Source organism: Shewanella sp. 10N.286.51.B2 (assembly GCF_041469265.1).
Taxonomy (GTDB): domain Bacteria; phylum Pseudomonadota; class Gammaproteobacteria; order Enterobacterales; family Shewanellaceae; genus Shewanella.
In genome coordinates this window covers 44319-69947 of sequence record NZ_JBFRKH010000042.1, presented here as the reverse complement: position 1 = coordinate 69947, position 25629 = coordinate 44319, and the positions used below count along the sequence as shown (strand labels likewise).

Here is a 25629-nt window from a genome sequence, read left to right as displayed (position 1 = left end):
GCAAGGAATCGCCTGATGAAATCTAAAGTGTCATATTTAATCGCAACCATCTTTATTGCATATGTCACTTTTGTTATTTTCGTTATATTTGTCTACGAGACTCGGCCAGAAGATCGCAGCTGGCAAGAACGCCAAGAGTTTAACCATAAAATGCTTAGCGAAATTATAATTGGCCAAACTATTGATAGCATTAGGCAACTAATGGGCCGAGCCGATTTTTCAGAGGCCAAAGCATCATCTGATGGCAGCTTTCAAATTATGTTTTACCGCACTCACCATGTCACCTCCGACGGTCAAACCACTAAAGATGAATGCACGCCGCTGTTATTTAAAGATGGTGAGCTGATTGCTTGGGGGCAAGAAACCTATGAGCAATTTCTGCAAATACCGATTATCGCTATCGCACCTCAAACTGAAACCGATCTTAACGCGATACAAACCAGTCCAATTCCCGCAGAGCAAGGCATAGAAACAACAATAACTTCAGAACAGTAACCGCTCAGCTGAACCCATAAAAAATGCCACTGTATATCGCTATCAGTGGCATTTTTAGTTCAATATTAGATTGAATTGTAATCGTTAATCTTGGTTATATTCTCGATACGCCTCACCTTCTTTTAACCACTTAGGCGCTGCAACGCCTTTTAAATAATGGTCAAAATACTGCTTCATTCGAATGGTGTAATCTAGTTTATTAGGGTACTTTTTCAAATGATGTGGTTCATCTTCATATTGTAAAAACACCACATCTTTACCGGTTCTGCGCATGGCAAGATATAGCTCCACGCCTTGCTCCCACGGCACCGCATCATCTTTATCACCAAACATAATCATCATTGGAGTTTGAATGCGTTCAGCATAAAACACCGGTGAGTTTTCAATGTACTTTTGCGGCGACTTAAACAAACTTTCAGCAATTCGGCTTTGACCTGTTTCATACTGAAATTGTCGAGCAAGGCCAGAGCCATGACGAATGCCGCTATAAGCACTAGTCATGTTCGACACGGGCGCACCGGTAACCGCTGCTTTAAAGATATTGGTTTGGGTCACAGCGAAAGCGGTTTGATAACCGCCCCATGAATGGCCTTGAATACCAATGGCATCTGGGTCGGCAACGCCCATATCAATGATTTTTTGAACGCCAGCAGTTAATGCCTTTACTGACGAGATCCCCGGGTAACCTACTTCAAAACGAATGTCAGGTAAGAAAATGGCATAGCCATTATCTGCATACCAAGCAAAGTTTGGTCGATGATTAATTGCCATATGCGGGAATGAATGCAAACGATCGCTCATAAAGCGATAGAAATACACCATAACCGGATACTGTTTACCGGCTTGATAATTCGTGGGCTTAATCAGTACGCCATCAGCTGGGCGGCCATCACCATCACGCCAACGCACCAATTCTGCAGCGCCCCAATTAAAATCATCTCGCTGACTATCTAAGTCAGTTTGTTGGCTGGCTTCATTAGGCGTATTCACACTTGAGGTGTATAAATCAGGGTAAAGATCATAACGCTGCTTAGAAAACACCATAGTGTCGCTATTTTTACTGCGGGCAAGTACCGTCAATTTTGCCTCGGTTTCAAGTTGCAACGTCACTCCTGGGACGCCAACAGTGGCGCGATAAAAACTGTCAGCTTTGGTGTGTTCATTATAACCGTGCAATAGCAGCGCTTGCTGCTGCTCAATGACAGCAGGCATATCTGACGTTGCATATAACCCTGCCAATCTAAACTGCTGACGATTTTTACGTCCTTCACCCGCAGACAACATAAAGCCGTCAAACGATGAGCTGCTAAATTGCCACACATCATATTTGTCATAGCCAATAATGCCTGAATCATCGGCTAGCCAAGGCCCTAAGCCATAACTTGGCGCATTACTGGGATAATCATGGTCTTCATTTGCAAAGCTAATAGCGATATCTTTGGTTAAACTGTGTTTTCTGGCATTAGCAATATCATACAAAAACAGTCCGCCTTGTTGATAATACGCCACAAAACGCCCATTAGGAGACAAGCTTGGCATTTCACTTGAGGCATGTTGAGTTAAAATTTGCAGCTTACGGCCAGTATTTAAATCCACTAGATAGACATCTTGATAAAAACCTGCCCAGGTGATCATTTTTTGATAAGGCACATCTGAGGTAGCTAATAAATAACGCTTTTGTTCACCATAGTGCACATCCGGTACGGCTTTATCCGCCAGTTGCACTATACGGTTAGCATTAACGTGCATCACAGCAAGATAAGTGCGCTTTAACTCTTTGGCATATTGTTTTACTTCATGAGGTTTTATTTTTGGGTCGTCACCATGCCACACTTTTAAATCACGAAGTCCGGTAACAATTTGTTGGTCAAATAAATCGGCTTCAGACTCTATTGATGCCAGTGTCAGGGCTTTATCTACTTGCGGTACGCGGCCAATAAATAGCCTTAAGCTATCTTCAGAAAAGAAAATTTTTGAATGCTGATTCAAAGTCCAGTCATCATCTGTTGGCACCTGTTTGAGCTTAAGAGACTCTAGAGCCAAAAGCTTCAGTTGATACTCTCGCTCATCACGCTCTACACTTGCATCCCCTTGGGTAAAGCCAAGCCAGTTGCCATCATCAGATAAACTCAGCTCTGCCACTTGATAACCGTCTGACTTATAAACTTGCGTTAGAGTATTAGTGATTAAATCGACCTTTTTAATCACATGCTGCTTGGCAGCAATATCATTAATGGCAACCACAAATTGGTTACCTGAGCGGTCAAAGTTAAATTGAGTAACATGGTCAAACTCCTGAAAAGTATTGGTGGCGAGTTGAATGAGCTTAAAACCACTGCCTTTATCTGCGCCATTAATGCTCGTTTCTTCAGCGTCCTCTTTGCCATCTTCTTTAGTGTCATCAATATCAAACCAAACCGCTAAATAATCACCTTTGGTACTAAACTCAGCTTGTTTAACCCGCTTAAACTGTTGCTGGTTACCTGTTTTGGTATTCAGTAAGCTAAGCCCTGCACTAAGCTCAGACTTTTTGAGGGTTTCTTTTTCTAATAAGCTCGGCGCAATAGTGGCAATCACATAATCACCATTTGCGCTGACTTTAACATCAGAGCCACCATCAATTTGATACTGCTTTTGTGTAGCCACTTGATTGACTAAAGCGCGGCTATTACCGCGATCTGGCATAGCCTCAACCGCTAACACTGTGCCATTTTCAGAGATAACGGGAGTCTGTAAGGTCTCAAAGCGCATAATATCATCGAGCAATAACGGCTTAATGTTGTCAGCTGATATGGCTGACATTGACACTGCTAACAGAGTCAATGGAATAAGGTTACGTAACTTCAAATCTTCCTCGTTATTGTTGTTATGGAATGAAATACAGTTCAGCTAAATTCATTAACTGAAAACATAATTGAAATTTAATAAAGCATTGTTGAAAATATCACCGCAATTTAATTAATGACCTTTCAGACTAAACTGTGCCAAGTTATTTTTGCAGCCCCTTAGATTGTTAGTAGGCCCAAAGCTAGTAGACTGTAGTTAGTAGACCAAAGTCGTCTATTTAAAATCTGTCACCTGCTTATGCTATGCACGCGAAATAACTTTACAACCAACCTTTTATTAACAACTAAAGCTGATTTATGACGCGAAATAAGCCTTTCAATTACATGGTTGTGAATATCTTAAAGCAATCACCTGAGGATTAGCTTAATTATTTAAAAAAATATGTGATTAAACTCACTAAAAACTGTAAAAAAAAATCTAAATTCGTTAAAATGCGCCGCAACAAAACCGTGAGTAAGTAGTCTTGTTAAGGTGTTGTAAACAATAACAAGAAAATGCAGTAACCACTAAGTGGAAGGACTATCCATGCCAAAACGTACTATAACCGTAATCCCAGGTGATGGGATTGGACCAAGCATTATCGATTCGGCTTTAAAAATTCTCGACAAGGCTGGTTGCGACTTTGAATATGAGTTTGCAGACGCCGGTTTAGCCGCATTAGAAAAGCAAGGTGAATTAGTACCTCAGCGTACCTTAGACCTTATCGAAAAAAACCGTATTACCCTTAAAGGGCCATTAACCACACCTGTCGGTGAAGGTTTTACCTCTATCAATGTAAGCCTACGTAAAAAATTCAGCTTATATGCTAACGTGCGCCCTGTACTTTCTTTTAAAGGTACTCAAGCACGTTATGACAACATTGATATCATCACAGTACGTGAAAACACTGAAGGTATGTATTCAGGCTTAGGCCAAAAAGTATCTGACGATGGCGCTACTGCTGAAGCGACCAGTATCATTACTCGTCAAGGTGCAGAGCATATTACCACTTTTGCTTATGAGCTAGCACGTAAAGAAAACCGTAAAAAAGTGACTATCGTTCATAAAGCCAACATCATGAAGTCAACTTCAGGTTTATTCTTGAAAGTGGCGCGTGAAGTGAGCCAGCGTTACCCAGATATCGAAACAGAAGAAATGATTGTGGATGCAACGTGTATGAAGTTGGTCATGAATCCAGAAAACTTTGATGTATTGGTAACAACTAACTTATTCGGTGACATTCTATCTGACTTATGTGCAGGTCTTGTTGGCGGCTTAGGTATGGCGCCTGGCGCAAACATCGGTAAAGATGCGGCAATTTTCGAAGCGGTTCATGGTAGCGCACCTGATATTGCAGGCAAAAATCTTGCAAATCCTACATCCGTGATTCTAGCCTCTATACAAATGCTGGAGTATTTAGGCATGGCTGACAAAGCGGAAATGATCCGCTCTGCAGTATCTGCTGTGATTGAAGAAGGCGACCGCACAACCCGCGATCTTGGTGGTACTCATGGTACAACTGACTTCACTCAAGCTGTTGTTGATCGTTTAGGATAAGCTTTATTACCCTTTTAGCTGAGTTATTGCAGCGCTAATAACTCTAGTTTTAATTAAAGGATAATAAAAAAGCCCTTAGTGATATTCACTAAGGGCTTTTTAATGCTTGTTTAAATTTCCAGCTAAATAGCTTAGTTAAACGCCCAAGCAGTATTAGGTTTAACCCATAAGTGAACTGTCACTTCATCACGATCATGATAAAGGTGCTTACACTGTAATTTAAAATCTGTGATGTCGTTTTCTTTTAAAATTTCAGCCATAGTATCTAAAATCTGTCTGACTTCTTTATAACGACTTTTCATTGGTAATTTAAGGTTAAAAATGGCTTCTTTAAACCAGCCATTAATCGCCCAAGCTTCAACGAGCTCAGCAACACGTGACGGTTTTTCTACCATGTCACACACTAACCAATAAATGTTTTTTCTTGGTGGTTCGAAACGAAAACCATCGGCGCGATAATGTTTAACCTGTCCAGTGTCCATTAACTTCTGATCCATAGGACCATTATCAACTGCGGCGACAAACATGCCACGACGTACTAGCTGATAAGTCCAGCCACCAGGACAAGCGCCTAAATCCACAGAATGAAGCCCTGAGCGGCAGCGGTCTTCTTGCTCTTCCTTTGTCAAGAATTGCCCAAAAGCCTCATCTAATTTCAAGCTTGAACGACTCGGAGCATCGGCAGCCATTTTAAGACGGGGAATGCCCATAAAATAAGGTGAGCTATTGTTTGATAATGAATAGCCGACATAAGCCGTACCCGGCGCTACAAAGCACACATGAATGATAGGTCTGCGGTCATTTTCTTGAGCTAATAATGCGCCAGACTTTTTCAGGCCTTGGCGTAAAGGCACAGTAAATTTGCGGCAAAAACCTGACAGTTCTTTAGCTTCATTGGTATCTGGAGTTTCAACTCGTAATTCTCCCGCTTTTGACACTTCACTTAAAGCAGCCACAATCGGTGATACTCTGTCTTTTTCAGGCAAATCTTTTATCAACTCACCAGCAGCAAACATTTGTCTTGCAAACACTAATGAATTTAACTCAATTTGCTTTGCCAGTTGCTCACCGCCGTTTTCTTCAAAACATTGGTAAATCACATAAGCATCATTGGTATTGGTTTTAACAAAGCCACCAATATTTAATTCAGCTGCACGCTGTTGAATTTCTGCAGCACAATCTTTCTCATAGCCTGCGCGGCAAAATATAAAGAGGTTTTTCATGATAAGCCTTAAGCTTCTATAACCATAACTGCTTCACAGTATGGTCGAAGGACAAAATAATGGGGGCATTATACTCAAAAATTATGCCGCTGTGTTAAATAGAAAAGGCAAACCGATAAAAGCAACAAAGCAGCAGATTTGATAAACAAGCTGCTGCTTTGAAATATTTGCCAAAGGTGACGCTAAGTTATTTCTGCTTAGTATGTTTTGCTATCCCAATGGCAAACAATGTCCAGCCAATCAGCATACAACCGCCGCCCATAGGGGTAATTGGCCCAATCCATTTGGCGCCAGTAAAGGCATATAAATACAATGAACCTGAAAATAATAAAATACCCACAAAGAATAAATAACCTGCCCAATCCAGCAGTTTTGAACTTATCCAGTGACCACTTAACGCTACGGCAATAATGGCAAAGGTGTGATAAAAGTGATAATCGACACCGAGTTTAAAAATCGCAACCAACTCAGGCGGGGCAATACTTTTTAACCCATGGGCACCAAAAGCCCCTAAAGCAACCGCTAAAAAACCACTGATTGCCGCTAACAGTAATAAACCTTGTCTCATTGATATCTCGCTTTATAGAAAATTAATCCACAATATCAGTAATAAACTGATCACATATGGTTAAGCAGTGCTTCAGATTAGCCTCTAATGTGGTTCCTGACGACTTACGTGGCTTAAAACTATGATCGCCATCGGTTATCCAGCTGACTTTGACTTGTTTATTTATATCCCACTGGGGTATTTCGCTTATACCGCCAAATTTATCCCGCTCACCTTGCACCACCATTAATGGTTTTAAGCCATTATTTAACGGCTCAAGTCTCGGCTCTCCGCCTTTTAATGGAACAAAGGGATAACCTAAGCAAATGCAGCCTTTAATTAAGGCGTTAACTGAAGCAGAGATCTCAACCTGCTCATCATTAATGATAAGTTCGTTATCGGTTAACAATGTCGCCGCCATTCTGCCACCCATTGATTTCCCCATTAACACAATGTTTTCGACCACAAGATCATTGTCTTCAATGGTTTGTTCAATGGAATTAAGTAGCCTAGTAAAATGCATTAACAGTTTAGGCGCTCTATCTGGCGGCCTTCTTTTGCCATCTTGCATATTGGCTTGCATATATAAGAAGTTAAAGCGCAATACTTGATAACCTTTAGCAACCAAGCCATTGGCGATATCGACCATAAACTCATGGTGCATATTAGCCCCAGCGCCATGGGCCAATACCACTAATGTTTTACTGGGGTCGCCCTGTAAGATTGATTCAATTTCTAAACTATCGTTTGTTACAGCTGGGCCTAGGGGGGTCATATCATTAGTTTCTTCGATTGTTAGTGACAACAGCATTAATTACTACGCTATGTGGTTAAGCTTGGGTAAGTTAGCCCTAGCCTGACAGTAATTCACTGCGAGACTCTTCAGCAAACATATCTACCATCCACTCTCTAAAGGCAGCGACTTTACCTAATTCAGAATGATTTTGCTGACACACTAAGTAATAAGCATCTTTGCTGACTAGCACCTCTGAGAACGGACACACCAAGCGGCCTGCTTTTATATCCGGCCTTGCGAGTACGCTGTAACCCAGCGCAATACCTTGGCCATGAGCGGCAGCTTGCAGTACTAACGATGAATGACTAAAGATGGGGCCAGAATTAACATTAATTTCACTAATTCCACATTGCCTAAACCATGCCTGCCAATCATGACGGCTAGAATCGTGCAGTAAGGTATGATTTTTTAAGTCGCTGGGTTTCTCTAATGGTTTAGGTCCATTAAGTAACAGCGGTGAACACACCGGAATGAGCACTTCATTACGCAATTTATCCGCTCTTAAGCCAGGCCAATTACCTTGGCCATAATAGATGGCCACATCTACATCATCAGTCAATGAGCCCGTTTCGCTGTCAACAGCTTTAATGCGTACATCAATATCGGGATTTTGCTCACTAAACTTAGCCAAACGCGGCACAAGCCATTGAATTGCAAAACTTGGTGACATACTTACCGTTAACGAACCAATGGCGCTTCGGGCTAATAATCGGTCGGTTGATTCACCTAATTGGATAAAAATATCTTTAATATCGAGGAAATAACTTTGACCTTCTTCGGTCAATAAAAGCGAACGATTTTTGCGGCGAAACAGCTTTAGGCCTAGAAAATCTTCTAATGCTTTAATTTGATGACTAACAGCAGCCTGAGTAACAAACAACTCTTCAGCGGCACGGGTAAAGCTCAAGTGCCTTGCTGCTGCTTCAAATGCTTTTACCGCGTTCAAAGGTGGCAATCTTCGCGACATAGTGATCCATCTCTCGTTTTTTAATTAGTTTTTCTAATGAATAGCGTTACATTTTGTCGTTTGTAAAGAACACTGTGTTCGGTTAAATTATGACCATCAGATTTATGATGAGTTGGACAACTTCTACGCAGTGTAAGGGTGTGTCCGCCAGTGTTAAGTCAGCCCGGAGGCGACCTTTATGTTCAATTTAAAATCATTAGCTACAGTAGCTTTACTTTCTTGTTTTGCTTTTACAGCTAGCGCAAATGAAGAAGGCATTGATATCAGCGACCTTCAAGCTTCAATAAACGCAGAGCTTCAACAAAGCATGTCAGAAATGCAAAGTAATGTTCAGGTTGATGTTAACAGCACTTTAGTTGCAGACAAAGAAGTTCAACAGCCAATCACTACCGCTGAAACGCGCACTGCTGATTAATTTACTGTAAAAACAGTAACAAAAAAACCGCATTGACCATTTAAATGGTAATGCGGTTTTTTTATGGGCTAAAATGACTGTCGCAGTTTCAATATGAAATACACATCACAGCCTGCAAAGCTTAAGTAGGAGCATCGACTAGCGATACTCCTTTTACGCCATTAAGGACGGTATACTTTAACGTTGCTGTGACCTTGCTCAGTCAGGTATAACGCTTGTAATTTACTCATTACGCCGCGATCACAGTAGAGTAAATAGGTTTTACTTTTATCTAAATCAGCAAATTGCGTTGCTAATTTAAAGAAAGGAATTTTTAAGATTTCAGTGCCATCAATGCTTAGTGGGTTTTGCTCTTCTTCATCTTGTGCTCTGATATCAATCACAACACTGCCAGCTTCAATTGCATCAACGGTTTCAGTTTCACTTACTGTGGTTTCAACTTTTTCAGCAATTTGCTTAATATCGATAACCACGGCATCTTCTACAATACGGTCAATTAAGTCTTCACTGAATTTAAGCTCTTCAGCTTCAATTTTTGCCAGTACAGCCTTAACGGTTGGCTTTTGCGAAATCACACCACAATATTCAGGAATCGCTTTAGCGAAATCTTCAGTACCAATTTGGCGACTTTCATTGATAATGTCTTGCTTATCCATGGTGATTAATGGACGTAAAATCAATAAATCCGTACAGCGGTCAATTACGTTTAAGTTGGTCAGAGTTTGGCTTGAAACTTGACCTAAACTCTCACCTGTAACCAAAGCTTGGATGTTGTACTTTTCAGCCATTTTAGTGGCGGCGCGCATCATCATACGCTTAAGAATAACGCCCATTTGACCGTTATCAATTTTTTCTAGAATCTCAGCAACCACTGGCTCAAATGGTACAGTCATAAAGCGCACTTTGTGTGACTCGCCATATTTCTGCCACAAATGATAAGCCACTTGCTTAACACCAATCTCATGCTGCGCGCCACCTAAGTTAAAGAAACAATAGTGAGTGCGGGCACCTTTTTTGATGAATTGATAGCTTGATACACCTGAATCAAATCCACCTGAGATAAGCGATAATACATCTTCTTGGGTCGCCATTGGGAAACCACCTAAACCGGGAATACGGCGCACAACCATATACAGTTTTTCATGGTCAATTTCTAAATTAACCGTCATATCTGGATTTTTTAATTTCACACCCACAGCATCTGTGTGCTGGTTTAAACCGCCACCAACGTAACGCTCAACTTCAATTGAATTAAAGTCATGCTTACCAGTACGTTTAACGCGAACACAGAAGGTTTTACCTGCCAATTGCTCTTTATAAACTGGGAGTACTTGCTGGTAGATATCATCCATTGACTCAAAACTGTATTCATCAACTTGAACAACATGAGCAATACCAGGAATACATTCTAAACGCTCAGCAATGGCGTTAATGCGCGTTTGTTCATCGCTGTTGACGTGGATCATAATGCGATCCCATTGACGTTGTACTTTTACTTCGTCATCAACTTTTTTAAGTACATTTCGAATGTTGGTCTCAAGAATTTTAGTAAAACGCATACGAACAGTTTTACTTTTCATCATGATTTCTGGGTATAGCTTTACAATAAACTTCATTGGATTTCCGCGGCAACTGATTTGGATGTTCACTTTTACGACTACGGATTGCGTTGATATTCAGCGCAAAATCAACTCATAAAAGTCAAAAATAATAATGGCTGGAAATTAACCAGCCAACAAAGGCGGGATTATAGCAAAAACTGTCTATATACCAAACACAATAAATTTTATTACACACAATCTTTGAGCTTAGGTGCTAAGGCTGTCATTAAATCTAAATAAAATTAGCAGCCTAAGCAATACTGCAACACAGCGTCAGTGAAACGGCGTTGCGATTACTGGCTATACAGCGCTATTTAAAGCCGATAAAAAGCCGCTTAAGGACTAAGCGGCTAATCTCATCTTATATAAAGAGCGCGTTTCTATGGCTGCTGTGATTGTGGCGCGAGTACTTCTATCTCAGCAGACTCTTTCGCCTTGCCTTGTTCAATAGCAATTTCAACTCGGCGATTACGGCTACGGTTTTTAGCAGAGTCGTTAGCCACTAATGGCGCATTAGATGCCATACCCACCACCCGCATTCTGCTGTCATCAAAGCCTGTCACTTTGGCCAGTTCATGGGCTACTGAGACTGCGCGTTTACTGGATAAGTCCCAATTAGAACTGTAAAGCTCATTGCTAATGTGCATGCCATCGGTATGACCTGATACTGTAATAATGCCGGGAACATCTTTTAATAAGTCACCAATTGAGCGAATAACAGGTTTAAATCTTGGCTGTAAAAAGCCTGAACCCGATGCAAAAGAGCCTTTTTCGCGGATCCGGATAATAATCTGTTGCCCTAATGATTCAATTTCGATGGCGCCATCAACAATTTCCTCATTGAGTTTTTCGGCCATTTTTTTCACTTGGTCGTTAATATTTTCTTGCTCAGACTTCGCTTGGGCTTGCTGAGCCTGTGCTTGTTGCTGGGCCGTCGCTTGAGCATTACCGCCGCGATTATCCCCTTGCTGTTTTTGCACGTCGCCCGCACTGGCATCGTCGCCTGCTTGATACTCAATGGTTTGCTCTGTCATCTCATTGGTTTGCTGATTGATAATTTCAATAGGGGTAGGGTCCGGTTTTCCCGGCCGAAACTCTAACGCAATCACCGAGGTGCCTTTAGGAATATCTTTAACTTCAACTTTATTTTGCACCCCGAAGGCATACTTCATCGAACCGGCAATTTGCTTAAACTTCATCACGTCCATTTCAGAGAACGCCAGCAGCAAAACAAAAAAGCACATCAATAACGACATAAGATCAGCAAAGGTGGCTAGCCATAACGGCGCGCCGGGTGGTGGACAATCACACTTGGCTTTTTTAGCCATGAGCTACTCTCCGTCCGTGGTATCGATTTGACGTTGTTTTTCACCTAGATAATTTTTCAGGAAACCTTCGATAACACGTGGGTTCTGACCATCTTGAATCGCCAAGACCGCATCCATAATCAAATTGCGGTTAAGTAACTCTTCACTCATACGTAATTGCAATTTATCAGCAATCGGGAGCGCCACCATATTAGCGATAATCGCGCCATAAAGCGTGGTTAATAATGCCACCGCCATTGCCGGGCCAATTGATTTAGGGTCATCCATATTCGATAGCATGGCCACTAAACCAATCAAGGTACCAATCATGCCCATGGCTGGGGCCACATCACCTAAGGATTTAAAAATGCCAATGCCGGTTTTATGCCTTTCCTCGGTCAGGGCAATATCTTTTTCTAAGGCTTCACGCACCACATCACCATCATGGCCATCCACTAACATGTCGACCGCTTTTTGCATAAAACTGTTACCGATCTGCGCTTCTTCTAATGCTAAAAAGCCCCCTTTACGGGCTGCATCAGCCATATTCACTGATTGGTCAATTAACTCCTCAGGCTTATCAATTTTAAACATGAAAGCTTTAGCGCCAATTTTTACCGCGCCTAAAAATTGCTTAAGATTATATTTCATCATCACAACGAAAAGAGAACCAATAAGCACAATCATCACCGATGGCGCATCAATAAAAATCGAAATCCCACCACTGTTCACCATAGAACCAATAATAAAAGCGAAGGCGCCTATTAAACCTATTAGGGTTGCTAAATCCACAATTTCTCCTTGAGCGCAGTCTTAATAATGCTGCCTTACTTCTATGAATACCAATGTAACACTCTGAGCTATTGGGACAAATGTTCAAACGAACAAAAAAAACTCATACAGTGACACTTTCATCGATTAATTGGCTGGTTTATCAAAAAAGCATCAAAAAATGCTATTACGACTACCATTATTACTACCATGGATTTCAAACTTCGCTTAAAGCGACCGCTTGACACTGGTATTCATTATCTATATCGGTCAAACTTAGCCCAAGTTTAGGAATATTTTATGAATTATATAAATATTCAGTCACAAAGCGTGCTATTGAGCAAATAAACAACGACTGAATTTGACCCTTAGCGCGGCCTGATATACCTTGTCCCCGCATAATAGAAGGAATAAGAATTGTGGCAAAAAAACCTGAGAATCTAAGTTTTGAAGAATCCTTATCGGAGCTTGAAAACATTGTTGCAGATCTTGAGCAAGGTGAAGTCACTTTAGATAATGCCCTTAAACAATTTGAGCGCGGCATTAAGCTAGTGCGCCAGAGCCAATCTAAGCTAGAACAGGCTCAACAAAAAGTTTCCATCTTATTAAATGAAGACGATACCAACCTCAGCCCATTTACCGTTGAAGGCGAATAAGTGTGTTAGCCCAGTCAATTGAACAATACCAACAACGCGTGAACCAAGTTTTAGCAACTAAACTTGCCCAGCTTGATGACGCTGCCCCTATATTAAAAGCCGCAATGACCCACGGCGCCTTATTGGGCGGCAAACGCATTCGACCTTTTATGGTTTATAGCATTGGTGAAATGTTAGGTGCTGATTTAAAGCAGCTTGATAACGCCGCAGCCGCTATCGAATGTATTCATGCCTACTCATTAATCCATGATGATTTACCTGCCATGGACGATGATGCCCTGCGCCGCGGCCAGCCAACGGTGCATATTGCTTTTGATGAAGCCAGCGCTATCCTTGCAGGCGATGCCCTGCAAACCTTAGCCTTTGAACTTATTTGCGAGCCTAATGAGAGCATTAGCGCCTCTCAGCAACTTGCTATGGTAACCGCTTTAGCTAAAGCATCGGGTTATAGTGGTATGTGCGGCGGACAAGCTATTGATCTAGGCGCCACCAATAAGCGTATAGACCTTGAGCAGCTAACCCTGTTACATAATAAAAAAACCGGTGCCTTAATTAGCTGCGCTGCAGAACTTGCCTTAATCGCGGCATCAGCATCAAGCCTAGACCAACAAATTATCAGAGACTTTGCCGCCAATATTGGCTTAGCCTTTCAAGTACAAGATGACATTTTAGACATCATTGCCAGCACTGAAGAATTAGGTAAACCCCAAGGCAGTGATCAAGAGTCCAATAAAAGCACATTTCCTAAATTATTAGGGCTTAAGGGTGCAAATGAATGCGCCGAGCAACTAATTAACGATGCACTATCAGCGCTGGCAAAATTGACCTACAATAGCCAGTTAATTGCAGACTTCGCCCGCTATATCATTGCGCGAAGAATATAAAGAGACAGTTTACCGCCATATGAGTTTCGATAATTCTCAATTTCCGGTATTAGCTCAAGCTAATACCCCTGACGATTTGAAAAAGCTGCCGCAAGGCATGCTGCCACAGTTATCCGATGAATTAAGACAGTTTTTGCTTAAATCAGTCAGTAACTCAAGTGGCCATTTTGCTTCAGGCCTTGGTACTGTTGAATTAACAGTAGCACTTCATTATGTCTATAATACGCCTTTTGACCGCGTAGTATGGGATGTAGGCCACCAAGCTTACCCCCATAAAATTCTCACTGGTCGTCGTGACAGAATGCATACCATTCGTCAAAAGAACGGTTTACACCCTTTCCCATGGCGTGAAGAAAGTGAGTACGACACCTTTAGTGTCGGGCATTCTGGTACCTCTGTTAGTGCAGCATTAGCCATGGCTGTGGCTGCAGAAAAAGAGCAGAAAAATCGTAAAGTCGTGGCCGTTATCGGTGATGGTGCGATGACCGGCGGTATGGTGTTTGAGGCCATGAACCATGCAGGCGATCTGCACAATGACATGTTAGTGGTGTTAAATGACAATGAAATGTCTATCTCAGAAAATGTCGGCGCACTGAATAACCATTTAGCCCAACTAATGTCAGGCCGCTTCTACACCACCATTCGTGAAAGCAGCAAAAAAGTGCTCAAAGGTATGCCTGTCATTAAAGAAATGGCAAAGCGTACTGAAGAACACCTTAAAGGTATGGTCGTACCTGGAACCTTATTTGAAGAACTAGGTTTTAACTATATTGGCCCGATTGATGGTCATGATGTTGATTCATTAGTTGAAACCCTGCGTAATATGCGCGATTTAAAGGGCCCGCAAATCCTGCATATCATGACTAAAAAAGGTCGTGGATATGAGCCTGCTGAAAAAGATCCTATCGGTTGGCATGCAGTGCCTAAATTCGACCACACTCAATTTAGAAAGCCGAAAACAAAACCAAGTTCACCGACATTTTCGCAAATTTTCGGTAAGTGGTTATGTGATGTTGCTGAAAAAGATGACAAGTTACTCGCCATTACACCAGCCATGCGTGAAGGCTCGGGCATGGTTGAGTTTTCACAGCGTTTTCCAAACCAGTATTTTGATGCCGCGATTGCTGAGCAACACGCGGTCACCTTAGGTGCTGGTTTTGCGTGTGAAGGCTACTCAGCTGTTGTCGCTATCTATTCAACTTTCTTGCAGCGTGGTTACGATCAGTTAATTCACGATGTAGCTCTACAGCGCTTACCTGTGTTATTTGCTATCGATCGCGGTGGTATTGTTGGCGCTGATGGCCCAACTCACCAAGGTGCTTTTGATTTAAGCTTCCTGCGTTGTGTTCCCAATATGGTCGTTATGGCACCATCTGATGAAGATGAATGTCGCCAAATGCTCTATACCGGTTATCGCTATAAAGATGGCCCTACGGCGGTTCGCTACCCTCGTGGTTGTGCGACAGGTATTGAACCAACTGAAGAAATGACTCCTATTGCGATTGGTAAAGGCTTGGTTAAACGTCAAAGCCAACAGCAGACGCAACGTGTAGCCATTGTTAACTTTGGTACTACTCTTGCTGCAGCGCTTGAAGCCGCTGAGACGCTCGATGCCACCGTTGCCGATATGCGCTTTGTTAAGCCATTAGATTTAACCCTGCTCGCTGAGCTTGCTCATAGTCATGACGTGATTGTCACCGTTGAAGAAAATGCCATTATGGGCGGTGCGGGTAGCGGCGTCATTGAAGCGCTGCATCAAATGAAAATCTTAAAGCCTGTGCTGCAAATTGGCTTACCTGATGAATTTATCAAGCATGGTGGACCGGATGAAATCATCCAAGAGCTTAAATTAGATGGTGCGGGTGTTTTAGCCCAAATCCAAGACTATTTAAGTTAACCGCCTCAGGGAGTTAAGCCAATTTGATTGGCGCTACTAAAAATCACAAAAAAGGACTGCATTGGCAGTCCTTTTTATTAACTCTTTATTACTAACTATTGCTTTGCCAACCCTTTGCTTATTGATTGGCAAACCAAGAAGTCAGTTTTCAATTGTTATGCATTACGCTTGTGTATCAACACTTGCGCCACCTTGAGACACCATAACCATCGCAGGGCGAAGTACACGGTCTTTTAAGATGTAACCTTTTTGCATAACTAGCATCACGGTATCTTTAGGGTATTCTGCACTTGGCTGCATACCGATAGCTTGATGATGATTTGGATTAAATGCTTCACCTAATGGATTAACAAGCACTACGCCATTTTTCTCAACTGCTGCCATTAACCCTTTCATGGTCAATTCAACACCTTCAGCAATCGCTTTAGTTGCTTCATCTTCAGCATCAACACCAGCAAGTGCACGTTCCATATTATCTAATACAGGCAAAAGCTCATTCACGAACTTTTCTAATGCGAAGGCACGGGCTTTTTCAACATCTTTTGCTGCACGAGCGCGGATGTTTGCCGTTTCAGCAGCGGCGCGAATTTCAACATCTTTACGCTCAGCTAAGGCTGCTTGAGTTTCAGCAAGTTGTTGCTCTAATGCTTCAATTTTAAGGTTAGCTTGAGTTAACGCATCAACTTCGGTGGCCTCTTCTGCTGCGACTTCAGTTTCCGTTTCATTGACGACTTCTGCATCAATGATCTCTTGATCTACTTTGTTTGACTCGTTGCTCATTTTCACTCCAGCTAAAAATGCTTTGTTTCTGATTACTATGGGCATATTATGGGGATCATTTTCTTCGTTTCAAGCCTTTGTGCAAATCAAATACTAATATGACTAAAAAGTTTCAAACAATCGGCCTCATTGGCAAGCCACATCATCAAGGTACCAATCGCACTTTAAAGCGTTTGCATCATTGGCTTTCCATGCAAGGCTTCGACATATTAGCCGAAGAGCGAGTGGCTTCTGAGTTAAAAGTTGAAGTGGAATCTGTTGATTTAACTGAATTAGGTGAGCGCTGCGATCTCGCTATTGTCGTCGGTGGTGACGGTAATATGCTCGGCGCCGCGCGGGTATTGTCTCGCTTTGACATTGGGGTTATTGGGGTTAACCGTGGCAACCTTGGTTTTTTAACGGATTTACCACCCGATAACTTTGAAGAATCACTTTCTAAGGTACTTGAAGGCGAATACGATACAGAGAACCGCTTTTTGCTAGAGGCTGAAGTGCATCGTCATGGGATTTTAAAAGCCAGTAACTCTGCGGTTAACGAAGCGGTATTGCATCCGGGTAAAGTGGCGCACATGATCCAGTTTGAGGTCTATATTGATGAGCAATTCATGTATAGCCAACGCGCCGATGGCATGATTGTATCAACCCCAACGGGCTCAACAGCTTATGCCTTGTCTGCTGGCGGCTCAATTTTAACCCCTAACCTGCAAGCATTAATTTTAGTGCCTATGTTCCCTCATACACTATCGTCTCGCCCTATTGTGGTGGATGCATGTAGCACCATAAAATTAGTGGTATCACCGGATAACGGCGAGAACTTAGAAGTCAGCTGTGATGGTCACGTTGATTTAGCTGTGTTGCCTGGGGATGAAATTTTTATTCGCCGTAGCAATAATCATTTAAGAATGATCCACCCTAAAGGCCACAATTACTTTGATGTTTTGCGCGCTAAATTGGGCTGGGGCAGCAAACTGTTTTAAGGGCTAATGTTAGCTGCAGTGGTTGAAAATAACTGATGCTTTAGTAACTGTTGTTACTTTAGTAGCAGTTGTTTTAGGAAAAAATTTAACAACAACCACTGTGATCTAGCCCGTCTAAGCCATGTCACTCAAGCAATTGAGGATTTGCTCTGTTAATAATGCCTCTGATAACGGGTTTAAGCTAATTATCTCTAATCTTGAGTCCATGGCTTCATCAAGCTCGTTAATCGACAGCCTGCCATCGACAGCATTAAAAGCGCCAATGCCTTCTTCTGTGATCATTACCGCTTTTATGCGTAGCACCTCATTAAGTAAGCCGTCACACCAGGCAACTAACTTATCAAAGTCAAAACAATGCTCGGCGCTAAAAATCCAGCCAATACTATGCGCTCCTTGCGCTTGATTTAACTTGGTTATAAAACCTTGGCCATTGAACTTATCATCAACCACAGCAGCATTTGAGTCAAACAGTGATTGGCTAGGCTTGGTCACTGACTTGGCTAAATAAGATGCTTGAGTGCTTGAACTGCTGAGACTAATGGCTCGCGGCTTTATCAACTCCCAATAAACATGATTAAGCACATCAGCTGTGTTAGAGGTAATACACAGTTTTTTATCATTAGCTAAGTAAGCTGACAAAGAGGCAAAATCATCTTGCTGATATAAATCGGCCTTGCTGGCGTAAATCACTTCTGCAATGTCTATTTGCTGATTAAAGTTACTATTTTCAGTGTAGCGAGTGTCTTTGAGCTTGCGCGCATCAACCACACATAAGGTTTGATTTAACTGCAATACTTGCTGATTAAACTCATTGGTCAGTACCTTGAGTATTTCAGCAGGATGGCCAAGTCCAGTTGGTTCAATTAACAATCTATCTGGCTTAGCTTTTTGAATAATTTGATTAATCGCCACTTGCATCGGTACGCCTGCAGCGCAACATAAGCAGCCACCAGCAACTTCTTTTATGACCACTTGTTCGGATGAGTTGCAGCCAGTTATCAGGCTCGCATCAATACCCACTTCGCCAAACTCATTAACTAGCACAGCCCAAATTTCACCCTTGGGTTTGATTGCCAGTAACGACACAATTAAGCTGGTTTTACCTGCCCCTAAAAAGCCGGTAATGAGGTTAGTATTAATGCGTTTACGGATCACCTGATAAATTCCACTAAATAACTAAATTAAACCCATGTAAATAATAAGCATTGTGATTATTATTTTTTAGCGTACTTGCCTTGTCTAGTCGGCTTAGCGTTCCCATCAGCACGACTACCTTTACCAGCAGGGCCACTTTTAGCTGCGCCGCCGCGATTTCGGTTGCCACCTTGGCGTTTATGTTTAAACAGCTTTTTAGGTTTTTCAGCATCGACTTCTCTATATCGAGCCGGTAATGGCGCGCCAAGTTCATAACCGGGTAACACTACCACAGGTATTGAGGTGCTAATGAGTGCTTCAATGTCTTCTAACAGCTCCATTTCATTTTGTGCGACCAATGAAATGGCCTGACCGGTTAAGCCTGCGCGGCCCGTACGGCCAATACGGTGAACATAATCTTCAGGCTCTGGGGGTAATTCAAAATTAATCACTAATGGTAAAGCTTCAATATCTAGACCCCTTGCGGCGAGATCGGTCGCTATCATGACGCGCAGCTTACCCGTCTTAAACTCTTCTAAAGCACGGTTGCGAGCGCCTTGAGTTTTGTCACCATGAAATACGGCAGCTTTAATACCATCTAACTTAAACTCTTTAAGTAAGTGCTCAGCCGTTTCTTTTAGGCTGGTAAATACCATCACCTGTTGCCAGTTATTACGGCCAATCAGCTCTGACAGTAACTCTGCTTTACGGCGTTTATCTACTTGATATACCGATTGGGTTACCGTTTCAGCAGGTTTTTGATTCGATATATGCACATACTCGGCATTTTTGAGCATTTTTGCCGCTAAGCTTTTGACATCATTAGAATAGGTCGCTGAAAACATCATGGTTTGATGTTGACGATTGATCATCCGCTTCACTTTTTCGATATCTTTAACAAAACCTAAGTCCAACATGCGATCGGCTTCATCGATAACTAAATGGGTCACAAAGGATAAATCAAGGTCATGCTGACCAATAATATCGAACAATCGCCCAGGAGTTGCTACCAAAATGTCGACACCTTTAGCGAGGGCTTTTCGTTGCGGGTTGATATTCGAACCGCCATAAACCGCGAGGCTCTCAAAGGGTAAAAACTGGGCATAGTTAACCAGATTTTGTTCGATTTGAATCGCCAGCTCGCGAGTTGGGGTCATGATCAGTACCCGTAAACGTTGCCAAGCTGTTTTACTCTCTTGTTCGGCTATTTCAAGCTCAAGACGAGTTAATAAAGGTAAAGCAAATGCAGCAGTTTTACCGGTACCAGTTTGTGCGCTGGCTAATATATCCTTACCTTCAATAGCTAATGGGATCACAATTTGTTGTACGGGGGTCATATCGCTATAACCACATGTGTTAACCGCATCCAAAATCGGTTGTGACAAGCCTAATGAATCAAAAGTCATATTGTTCTCTGAAAACTACTGTTAAAGGCGCTATTGTAGCGACTTAGGTTAATATTAGCGAAATAAAAACCACAGCTAAATAAAGGCACTTAGGCTTAATGCAATGCATTAACCTGTAAAATCAGCCAAGTACATATAAGTTAGCTCTGTTTTATAACACGCTAAGATATGTTATTTCGGCCTTTAGGTAACACTTTGTATCTTATGGTTTTATTTATTGATTTAATTGGCACATTTTAGCAACACAGGCCTCACAATAATAAAACAACTAATAGGCCTGTGATGAAACTGCTATACCCGTTATTATTTGCATTAACCCTTAGCGCTTGTGGTGGCTCAGACTCTGACTCTCAAGTTCCAGAAACTCCTGAGACTACACCACCTGTCGAACCTACTGAGCTAGTTGCCGATATTTGCTATGTTATGTCGACAACAATGGGCGACATCAGCTTAGCCATCGATACCACTAATACACCCATTACTGGAGCGAATTTTAAACGCTATGTCGATGAGCAGTTTTATGATGGCACACTATTTCACCGCGTTGTCTATCAATTTGTTTCACAAGGCGGTGGCTTTACCACAGGATTAGTGAGCAAGCCTGGCTTTGAAGCTATCACATTAGAAGACAATGTCGGCCTAACTAACGCACGTGGCACCATAGCGATGGCGCGCACCACAGTGGCAGATTCAGCCACATCACAGTTTTATATCAACGCCCTCGATAATCCTCAATTAGATTATTCCAGTGGCCAACGTGGTTATGCGGTTTTTGGTCAAGTGTATGACGGTATGGCTGAAGTGGTCGATCAAATTAACATGGTATCGATTAATAGTAATAGCGTACCTGTAACAGATATCGTCATCAACAGCGTTGAAGAAACCAGCTGCCCACAATGATAACCTAGCAAAAAATTTGTATGTGACTAATGTATAGCGCTTTATTATTAACGCCCGCAACAATTATCGTTGCGGGCTTTTTATTGGTTTACAGCGCAAATAAAACCAAAAGTACAATCAAGATTACACTTCACTAGCAAAATCAGAGCTAGCTCCGCTAATTACGATTAAAACCACAGAAACAACATGAACAAGTTTAAATGTATGAAATAAGTCACAAATTATAGTCAATATGATTGGTAATTTAATGACATTAAAGAATTCTGTATTAATTATTTTAATCATTAAAGAGGTTTCCCATGGCGACTAAATTTTTCATTCCTAGTGTAAATATTCTCGGTCAAGACAGTGTTAATGAAGCAATCAATGACATCAAAACACTGGGCTTTAAGCGCGCACTTATTGTTACTGATGCACCGTTAGTAAAAATTGGTTTAGTTGATAAAGTAGCGGCTAAGCTTATGGACAATGGCATTGCAGTATTTATATTTGATGGCGTACAACCTAACCCAACCATGGGAAATGTTGAAGCAGGCTTAGCAATGCTTAATGCCAACGAGTGTGATTTTGTTATTTCGTTAGGTGGCGGCTCGCCACATGATTGCGCTAAAGGTATCGCTTTAGTGGCGACCAATGGTGGTAGCATCAAAGACTACGAAGGCTTAGATGTTTCAACAAGACCACAAATGCCGCTAGTCGCAATTAACACTACGGCTGGCACAGCCAGTGAGATGACCCGTTTCTGTATTATTACTGATGAGTCACGTCATATTAAAATGGCGATTGTCGATAAAAACACCACCCCTATTTTGTCAGTAAATGACCCTGAACTCATGGTTGAAAAACCTGCGGCGTTAACAGCGGCTACCGGTATGGATGCATTAACCCATGCAGTGGAAGCGTATGTATCAACAGCTGCGAACCCAATTACCGATGCTTGTGCAATTAAAGCCATCGAGCTGATTAAAGCTAACTTGGTTAATGCGGTTGAACAAGGTGATGATATCAATGCTCGTGAGCAAATGGCTTACGCGCAATTCTTAGCGGGAATGGCATTTAATAATGCTAGCTTAGGTTATGTTCATGCGATGGCCCATCAACTTGGCGGCTTTTATGATTTACCACACGGTGTGTGTAATGCACTATTACTGCCGCATGTACAAGCTTACAATGCGCAAGTGGTGCCAGGTAAATTAAAAGACATTGCTAAAGCAATGGGTGTAGATGTGGCGCAATTAGATGATACTCAAGGCGCAGCGGCTGCAATTGAAGCCATTAAAACCTTGTCTGTTGCAGTCAATATCCCAGCAAATTTAACTGAACTTGGAGTTAACCCAGAAGACATCCCTACACTGGCTGATAATGCGTTAAAAGATGCCTGTGGCCTCACTAACCCAAAACAAGCGACCCATGGTGAGATTTGTGAAATATTCACTAACGCACTATAGGTTACAACCGTAAGTTTCATATATTCGCGGCTCAAGCTGATCCGCGAATAAAGCCTGTCAATGGCTGGCATTCTCTACTAGAGAACAACCTGACTAAAACACAGCTTAAGGCCAATAAAATTGCCATTAAGCTATTGAAATAGCGCCAGCCACAGCGCTAAAAATAATAGTCACACTTAAGTATTCTAACTACAAACTGATACTTTTATTTAATAAATAATACACTTACACATATAACTGTTAACCGCGTCTAACTTCTCAAAATAACCATTGACCTGCCTTAAAATAGGGGTCTATGATGAAGTTACATTCTTAAATAAGTAGGTAAGCTATGACTGCAATCACTCATGTGTATAACTACACAGTAAGATGTCCTCACTATAAAGAAAAAGATAAAACAGCTAGCTGGTTAAACCACATAGAAATCAACCAATCCTCAGAAATTGCACTAAACCGCATCACCAAATGGCACAATGCACCCGGTTCAAAATCATTTGAAAGCGGAAAGTTTGTCGTTAGAAAGTCGGACACCGACAACACTTATTACTCAATGCAAAGCAATCGCCTGTTAAATGATGCCCACGCTATGGTCACCTTTAAGATATTCCTCGATGATTGCTGCCAAGATGCAGATCCAGAGAAAATCATTGCCCACTTAGTCGAAGACTATAACAAGCGTCTTGCTAAAGCTCAGTAACGTTTCCAAGGATTACTGAATCACCGAAAAACGCTGTTATGTTTTTCGGTGACAATCTCAAATATTACCAAAGCCAATACGTGATCCAGTTAACACTATTCCAAACTAGTTAACCATCAGTTCACAGTTCCACACTCTTATTAAGACATCCCAGCTTTGTTTACTATATAAACTGCTTCTCATAATTTTTAACACGCTTTACGACTGCCTTTTAACGCTTCGATATGCTGCGTTCTTTTTTAATCTTATAAATTAACTCGCTTTACTCTGACTACCTTTACATGACAAGTGAGTTTGCAACGCTAAAACGCATAATTTTTATAAGATTTTGTCGATTCTGTTCCTTGTCGTTAAAGCCTTACCGATAAAAATATAACCGAATTATTTTAACTTCACTAAAGGAGCATCTTAGATGCAAGCAGTTCCGAATATCGTCATCGTTGGCGGCGGCGCAGGTGGCATGGAAATCGCCACTAAATTGGGTCATAAAGTTGGTAGAAAAGCCAAAGCAAAAGTCACACTCGTGGATTGTGCCGAAAGCCATGTGTGGAAACCACTGCTTCATGAAGTGGCTACTGGCGCCTTAGATATTGGCATTGATGCAATTAGCTACCGTGGCCACGCCTCAGCACATGGTTACCATTTTCAACAAGGTGCTATGATTGATATTAATCGTGATGATAAACATATTATTTTAGCGCCAATTAATGATGAAAACGGGGATGAACTCTTACCCGCTCGTCATATTCCTTATGACTATTTAGTGATTGCCATTGGCAGCGTAGCCAATGACTTTAATATTCCTGGCGTCAAAGAGCACAGCCTGTTTTTAGATAACACTGAACAAGCGATGCAAATTCGTAAGCTGTTATTAAATAAATTTATGCGCTATGCCAGTCATCATCAACTGGATGATAAAATTAAAATTGCTGTGGTAGGTGCAGGTGCGACTGGTGTGGAAATGTCGGCTGAAATGCACCATGCGGTAGAGCAACTCAGTGGCTTTGGCTATAAAATTGATACCAGTTTGCTGGAAGTTTCCCTCATTGAAGCTGATGAGCGCATTTTACCTAAAGTCGGCAAAGTAGAAATTTCTGACTCAGTGACCCGTGAACTCAAGCAATTGGGAGTGAAGGTCATGACAAACACCCGCATTACACAAGTGACACCAGAAGGCTTATCGACAACAGATAACACCTTGATCCCTGCAGATATGGTTATATGGTCAACAGGTGTTAAAGCACCAAACTTTTTAAATAATATTGGCGGTCTTGAAAGTAATCATATTAACCAAGTGATGGTGAAGCAAAATATGCAAACCACCCTAGACCCCTCAATCTTCTCTATTGGCGATTGTGCAGCTTGCCCACAAGCTGATGGCAGCTGGGTACCTCCACGAGGCCAGTCAGCAAGACAAATGGCATTAATGACAGCTGATAACATTATGTTGATGCTTGCTGGCAAAGATCCTAAAAATGAATACGTTTACAAAGATTTAGGTTCGCTGGTGAACCTGTCGAAGTTCCACACTGTCGGTAACCTAATGTCATTTATGGGTGGCGGGGTTTTGGTTGAGGGTAAAATTGCACGTTTTGTTTACACCTCACTTTATCGTCGTCACTTAATTGAGCTGCACGGTGTGGTGAAAGGCACCTTAATGATGCTGGCAAAAGGGATCAGCCGCATTATTCATCCGCATCTTAAATTACACTAAAGTGGAATTAGGCGCTTAAGCGCTAACTGATAAAGATAAAACATTAACCTTGCCAGCTTTAGATCAATTAAAGCTGGCAAGGTTAACGCCAGTGAACGACTCTATTGGGGCTAGTTTGCTAAACACTTACCTTTACCGGTACTCGCAATGATTAAACCATCCCCTTAGGCGGCATTCGCTCTAATGCCATGAGGGATCGGTAAACCTCTTTCATTAATGTTCACAAACACAATTTTATCGATATAAGCGATCGGTGCATTGCTAAGGCTATTTCTCACTTTACATCTTAATGTAATAGAACTTTGCCCTAAGCTAATGGCTTCCATACCAAACTCAATCACATCACCCATTTTAGCGGGACTCATAAAATTAATTTCTGACACTAACTTAGCCATTAGCTGCTTACTGTGCATTTGACAGCGGGCAAATATCGACGCTTCTTGATTAAGCCACATCAGTAGCTGGCCACAACATAGACTTTGTTCTGCATTTAAATTTACTGGTTTTACAATATGACGGCCTAAATATTCCATAATATTGCTCCTTGAATTACTATACCACTTTATAGGTAGCAACTTTAAAGCCAACTCTTCAAGCTGTTGAAATAATTAAAAATGATAAAACCATGATT

The 25629-nt window shown here is 41.7% G+C and carries 23 protein-coding genes; 11 read left to right on the top strand and 12 right to left on the bottom strand.

Annotated elements, in window-relative coordinates; all coding sequences use genetic code 11:
- Nucleotides 1-15: 15 nt before the first annotated feature.
- Nucleotides 16-495 carry a DUF3192 domain-containing protein gene (locus AB4140_RS11660; protein ID WP_372001018.1) on the top strand — a complete coding sequence of 160 codons (480 nt, stop codon included), beginning with the start codon at nucleotides 16-18 and terminating at the stop codon, nucleotides 493-495.
- A gap of 84 nt (nucleotides 496-579) precedes the next feature.
- Here the strand turns inward: AB4140_RS11660 and AB4140_RS11655 are convergent, their stop codons facing one another.
- Nucleotides 580-3246 (bottom strand): prolyl oligopeptidase family serine peptidase, encoded by a 2667-nt coding sequence (locus AB4140_RS11655; protein WP_408019740.1) that lies wholly within the window; start codon nucleotides 3244-3246, stop codon nucleotides 580-582.
- 621 nt (nucleotides 3247-3867) lie between these two features.
- On the opposite strand from AB4140_RS11655, the gene AB4140_RS11650 reads away from it, so the two are divergent.
- Nucleotides 3868-4878 carry an isocitrate dehydrogenase gene (locus tag AB4140_RS11650; RefSeq protein ID WP_372001014.1) on the top strand — a complete coding sequence of 337 codons (1011 nt, stop codon included), beginning with the start codon at nucleotides 3868-3870 and terminating at the stop codon, nucleotides 4876-4878.
- A gap of 131 nt (nucleotides 4879-5009) precedes the next feature.
- Here the strand turns inward: AB4140_RS11650 and rlmM are convergent, their stop codons facing one another.
- From rlmM to AB4140_RS11630, 4 genes are all read right to left on the bottom strand, one after another.
- Entirely contained in the window at nucleotides 5010-6101 is a 1092-nt protein-coding gene (rlmM, locus tag AB4140_RS11645) for a 23S rRNA (cytidine(2498)-2'-O)-methyltransferase RlmM (RefSeq protein WP_102439528.1), read from the bottom strand.
- 187 nt (nucleotides 6102-6288) lie between these two features.
- Nucleotides 6289-6669 (bottom strand): DUF423 domain-containing protein, encoded by a 381-nt coding sequence (locus tag AB4140_RS11640; RefSeq protein ID WP_102439527.1) that lies wholly within the window; start codon nucleotides 6667-6669, stop codon nucleotides 6289-6291.
- 22 nt (nucleotides 6670-6691) lie between these two features.
- Nucleotides 6692-7423, bottom strand: coding sequence for an alpha/beta family hydrolase (locus tag AB4140_RS11635; protein ID WP_372001012.1), 732 nt, complete (start codon nucleotides 7421-7423; stop codon nucleotides 6692-6694).
- Nucleotides 7424-7499: 76 nt separating this feature from the next.
- A complete protein-coding gene (locus tag AB4140_RS11630) occupies nucleotides 7500-8411 on the bottom strand; it encodes a transcriptional regulator GcvA (protein WP_076540323.1) in 912 nt (303 codons plus the stop codon).
- A gap of 178 nt (nucleotides 8412-8589) precedes the next feature.
- Here AB4140_RS11630 and AB4140_RS11625 point away from each other — a divergent pair, with 178 nt between their 5' ends.
- Nucleotides 8590-8826: a hypothetical protein gene (locus AB4140_RS11625; protein ID WP_102475388.1), complete on the top strand. Its 237-nt coding sequence runs from the start codon at nucleotides 8590-8592 to the stop codon at nucleotides 8824-8826.
- Between the two features lie 161 nt (nucleotides 8827-8987).
- On the opposite strand, the gene thiI is transcribed toward AB4140_RS11625, so the two are convergent.
- The 3 genes from thiI to pomA all read right to left on the bottom strand — a co-directional run bounded on the left by thiI (nucleotide 8988) and on the right by pomA (nucleotide 12526).
- Nucleotides 8988-10442 carry a tRNA uracil 4-sulfurtransferase ThiI gene (gene thiI, locus AB4140_RS11620; protein ID WP_102439525.1) on the bottom strand — a complete coding sequence of 485 codons (1455 nt, stop codon included), beginning with the start codon at nucleotides 10440-10442 and terminating at the stop codon, nucleotides 8988-8990.
- Between the two features lie 365 nt (nucleotides 10443-10807).
- A complete protein-coding gene (locus AB4140_RS11615) occupies nucleotides 10808-11755 on the bottom strand; it encodes a flagellar motor protein MotB (RefSeq protein ID WP_372001010.1) in 948 nt (315 codons plus the stop codon).
- Nucleotides 11756-11758: 3 nt separating this feature from the next.
- Nucleotides 11759-12526 (bottom strand): flagellar motor protein PomA, encoded by a 768-nt coding sequence (gene pomA / locus AB4140_RS11610; protein WP_102439523.1) that lies wholly within the window; start codon nucleotides 12524-12526, stop codon nucleotides 11759-11761.
- Nucleotides 12527-12924: 398 nt separating this feature from the next.
- On the opposite strand from pomA, the gene xseB reads away from it, so the two are divergent.
- From xseB to dxs, 3 genes are read left to right on the top strand one after another with little or no spacing between them, the layout of a single operon-like run.
- A complete protein-coding gene (xseB, locus tag AB4140_RS11605) occupies nucleotides 12925-13161 on the top strand; it encodes an exodeoxyribonuclease VII small subunit (RefSeq protein WP_076540313.1) in 237 nt (78 codons plus the stop codon).
- Nucleotides 13162-13163: 2 nt separating this feature from the next.
- Nucleotides 13164-14045 carry a (2E,6E)-farnesyl diphosphate synthase gene (gene ispA / locus AB4140_RS11600; RefSeq protein ID WP_102439522.1) on the top strand — a complete coding sequence of 294 codons (882 nt, stop codon included), beginning with the start codon at nucleotides 13164-13166 and terminating at the stop codon, nucleotides 14043-14045.
- A gap of 19 nt (nucleotides 14046-14064) precedes the next feature.
- Nucleotides 14065-15942, top strand: coding sequence for a 1-deoxy-D-xylulose-5-phosphate synthase (gene dxs, locus AB4140_RS11595; RefSeq protein WP_102530943.1), 1878 nt, complete (start codon nucleotides 14065-14067; stop codon nucleotides 15940-15942).
- 162 nt (nucleotides 15943-16104) lie between these two features.
- Here the strand turns inward: dxs and grpE are convergent, their stop codons facing one another.
- Nucleotides 16105-16722, bottom strand: coding sequence for a nucleotide exchange factor GrpE (gene grpE, locus AB4140_RS11590; RefSeq protein WP_076540307.1), 618 nt, complete (start codon nucleotides 16720-16722; stop codon nucleotides 16105-16107).
- Nucleotides 16723-16820: 98 nt separating this feature from the next.
- Here grpE and nadK point away from each other — a divergent pair, with 98 nt between their 5' ends.
- Nucleotides 16821-17699: an NAD(+) kinase gene (nadK, locus tag AB4140_RS11585; RefSeq protein ID WP_102439520.1), complete on the top strand. Its 879-nt coding sequence runs from the start codon at nucleotides 16821-16823 to the stop codon at nucleotides 17697-17699.
- 114 nt (nucleotides 17700-17813) lie between these two features.
- On the opposite strand, the gene AB4140_RS11580 is transcribed toward nadK, so the two are convergent.
- Both AB4140_RS11580 and AB4140_RS11575 read right to left on the bottom strand, forming a co-directional pair.
- On the bottom strand, nucleotides 17814-18854 hold the full coding sequence (locus AB4140_RS11580) for a GTP-binding protein (protein WP_372001007.1): 1041 nt from the start codon (nucleotides 18852-18854) through the stop codon (nucleotides 17814-17816).
- 59 nt (nucleotides 18855-18913) lie between these two features.
- A complete protein-coding gene (locus AB4140_RS11575; RefSeq protein ID WP_102439518.1) occupies nucleotides 18914-20239 on the bottom strand; it encodes a DEAD/DEAH box helicase in 1326 nt (441 codons plus the stop codon).
- A 282-nt stretch (nucleotides 20240-20521) separates the two neighbouring features.
- On the opposite strand from AB4140_RS11575, the gene AB4140_RS11570 reads away from it, so the two are divergent.
- From AB4140_RS11570 to AB4140_RS11555, 4 genes are all read left to right on the top strand, one after another.
- Nucleotides 20522-21139: a peptidylprolyl isomerase gene (locus AB4140_RS11570; protein WP_102439517.1), complete on the top strand. Its 618-nt coding sequence runs from the start codon at nucleotides 20522-20524 to the stop codon at nucleotides 21137-21139.
- 299 nt (nucleotides 21140-21438) lie between these two features.
- Nucleotides 21439-22587, top strand: a complete 1149-nt coding sequence (yiaY, locus tag AB4140_RS11565; RefSeq protein WP_102439516.1) for an L-threonine dehydrogenase — start codon at nucleotides 21439-21441, stop codon at nucleotides 22585-22587.
- 331 nt (nucleotides 22588-22918) lie between these two features.
- Nucleotides 22919-23284, top strand: a complete 366-nt coding sequence (locus AB4140_RS11560; protein WP_102439515.1) for a cytoplasmic protein — start codon at nucleotides 22919-22921, stop codon at nucleotides 23282-23284.
- Nucleotides 23285-23696: 412 nt separating this feature from the next.
- Entirely contained in the window at nucleotides 23697-24998 is a 1302-nt protein-coding gene (locus AB4140_RS11555; protein ID WP_102439514.1) for an NAD(P)/FAD-dependent oxidoreductase, read from the top strand.
- A gap of 164 nt (nucleotides 24999-25162) precedes the next feature.
- Here AB4140_RS11555 and AB4140_RS11550 read toward each other — a convergent pair whose 3' ends face one another.
- Nucleotides 25163-25531 carry a hotdog domain-containing protein gene (locus tag AB4140_RS11550; protein WP_076540291.1) on the bottom strand — a complete coding sequence of 123 codons (369 nt, stop codon included), beginning with the start codon at nucleotides 25529-25531 and terminating at the stop codon, nucleotides 25163-25165.
- Nucleotides 25532-25629 lie beyond the last annotated feature (98 nt).